At 33.6% G+C, this 2,825-nt stretch carries 3 protein-coding genes; 2 read left to right on the forward strand and 1 reads right to left on the reverse strand.

What is annotated here, in order from left to right; all coding sequences use genetic code 11:
* Positions 1–16 precede the first annotated feature (16 nt).
* Entirely contained in the window at positions 17–376 is a 360-nt protein-coding gene (locus EIZ37_RS25420) for a YolD-like family protein (protein ID WP_134687560.1), read from the reverse strand.
* Positions 377–485: 109 nt separating this feature from the next.
* Here EIZ37_RS25420 and EIZ37_RS25425 point away from each other — a divergent pair, with 109 nt between their 5' ends.
* On the forward strand, positions 486–1,052 hold the full coding sequence (locus EIZ37_RS25425; protein WP_134687561.1) for a hypothetical protein: 567 nt from the start codon (positions 486–488) through the stop codon (positions 1,050–1,052).
* Positions 1,053–1,501: 449 nt separating this feature from the next.
* Complete coding sequence (locus tag EIZ37_RS25430; RefSeq protein WP_134687562.1) at positions 1,502–2,560, forward strand: type I restriction endonuclease; 1,059 nt, start codon at positions 1,502–1,504, stop codon at positions 2,558–2,560.
* Positions 2,561–2,825: the final 265 nt, after the last annotated feature.

Here is a 2,825-nt window from a genome sequence, read left to right on the forward strand (position 1 = left end):
TATCGGTTGATTGAGTTTACACAAAATTCTTGACAGACCCCTTCTCTCTGATTGCTACAATTCGATTCAGCGAGATCCACCAATAATCCTCATCATTCAGCAGCTTAATTTGCTTCTTGCTGTGTTCGATCTTTTGAACAAATCCCCATACAGTTTCAACTGTACCTTTACCTTGCTTTACAGGTGAAAAGTAATCCACTTCTAAGGCGTAGTCATACTGAATGGAATCGATGATCTTATAATGAAATTCATCTAATTCATCCTCTGCTATATCTGGCATAGAAATAAGACTTTTATCGAGGTCATGGCGAACTAGAAGCTCAGTGTGTTCGGGTAATACAAATCTCATGCTGAATGGATCACTTAAACGCCCCATGTTGAATCCTCTAATGATGCGAACTTGTGTTCTTGTTATGTGCGAACAGAAGGATAACATGCAAGGAAATATTGAATAATGATGTTATTGGGGTTAGGGAGGATAATAAATGGATGTTCAAACTGTTTTCACTTTTATTAGTTCAGTTGGGATGTTCGTGCTTACAGGTATCTACGTATATTACACAGCCAAAATTCTAAATGCGAATCAGAAAATGTTTGAGGAAGCAGTGAAGACAAGGGAACAAAATTCTATGCCAAATGTCATTGCTTATTTTGATCAACAAAAATTAAACCAGCTTAACTTCATTGTAGAAAATATAGGAAGTTCGGTAGCGATTGATACTGTTGTTAAACTCGACCCAATTATAGATTTTCCAATCAAGACATATCTCGATGAAAGCAATTTAGTTGATTCTCAAATTCCAACCATTGCACCCAAACAAAAATTAATCACATTTGTAGAAATGATGTTCGGGATGAGTAACAACGAAGGTAAAAATCCTATTTTTAATGCACTAATTAGATTTCATGATGTTAATGGGAAAAAATACGAAATGAATTATATTTTAGATTTGAATGTATGGAACGGTACTGCGAGAATTGGGAATAAAGATTTTCATGATTTGGTTAGGGCAGTTGAAAAAATAAGTGATACCTTAGAAAAAACTAATTAAATTGGCATTTCATCAGATTGGGGTGTATTAACATGTATTATGCCGAACCAACCAATAAAGTAAAGAGCAACGAAATCCTAGTACTCGTTTATAAGAACGATGAGATTTATAAAGAGTTCCCAACTCTAAAGAGCACACATGCTAACTTCTTGGAAGTCTTTGAGGGGTTTTCGAGAAAGGAAGTCTGGGACGTTATCAATAGTAAAGTTGATGAGACTGTAGCTTCTACATATTCTTAAATGGTGACAACTACATTTTTCGCACCACAAAACATAAACGCTTGACAAGATCAAATAGGAAACAAAAGATAGGTAAAATCTCATGTGGGAATTTATAACTTATATGATCTCTTAGGTAGATTTGATTATATCAATTCATTTGCATTATTTGACAGTAGTACTTTTGTGTGTGAATATTTAGTAGAAAATATCAATGGGAGAGTGGTTTAAGTGGATAATTTCGATGACAAAATAAAGTCTTTATCTCAGAGAGTTGTAAAGATTAAAGACAATATTGCAACTGAAGAAGCAACAAAGACTTCAATTATAATGCCATTCTTCCAAACACTGGGGTACGACGTTTTTAACCCAGAAGAGTTTGTACCTGAATATACTGCTGATGTTGGCATTAAAAAGGGCGAGAAAGTTGATTACGCAGTTTTAAAAGATGGAATTCCAGTAATGTTAATTGAAGCGAAATCAATTAACGAGAAGTTAGAAAAGCACGATTCACAATTGTTCCGCTACTTTAGCGTTACTAAAGCTAAATTTGGAATTTTGACAAACGGTTTAATATATAGATTTTACTCAGATTTAGATGAGCAAAATAAAATGGATAGTGTCCCGTTTTTTGAATTCAATTTGTTAGACATTAAAGATCATCAGATTGTTGAATTGGCAAAATTCCGTAGAGAAAATTTTGATATTGATAACATTCTTAACGCAGCATCAGAGTTGAAGTATACAAAGGAAATCGTACAGTATTTCCAAAAGCAATGGGAAAATCCAACTGACGAATTAATTTCGCTAATATTGTCGGAAATTTATCCTAGTAAAAAGACAAAACAAGTGATTGATAAATTTAATCCATTGGTAAAAAAATCAATGAAACAGTTCATTAATGATGCAATCAACGACAAGTTTAAAGCTGCATTAGCAAATACTAAAGAGGAAGTACCTCAGCAAACAGAAGAACAACCATTGATTGAGGAAAAAACTGAACAGAAGCCTGTAACGACCGAAGAGGAAATTGAAGGATATGTTACTGTTAAGTTCTTGCTAAAGGATGCAGTTGATCCTGGAAGAGTATTCTACAGAGATAACCTTAGTTATTTTAACGTTTTATTGGATGACAATATTAGAAAATGGATTTGCAGATTACATCTAAATGGAACAAATAAATTCATTCAGTTTAACGATGACACTAAGAATATGCTTCCGATAAATAGTGTTGGTGATATAGCAGAATACAAAAACAACTTAATTGATACCGTAAAAAAATTCGTATAATCTTTATAAGTTTCCACCAAAACTCTGTAATTTTGCGGAGTGTTTTCTTATTATGCGAAGCTAATCTATTATGTCCCTACTTTGTAAGTAGCAATTTACTATTCTTTAAGTACGTTTACAATCCACTAAACACTCCCATCATGTTAAGGGAGTGTTTTTAAATTATATAGGGTGGATGTGAACTAGTATGGAATTCATTTTGGAAAATACGGATATCTTTGACGACTGTCACCGCCGGGTTAAAATTGACCCAGGTTCGCCGGAA

Source organism: Brevibacillus migulae (genome assembly GCF_004521915.1).
GTDB lineage: Bacteria > Bacillota > Bacilli > Brevibacillales > Brevibacillaceae > Brevibacillus_F > Brevibacillus_F migulae.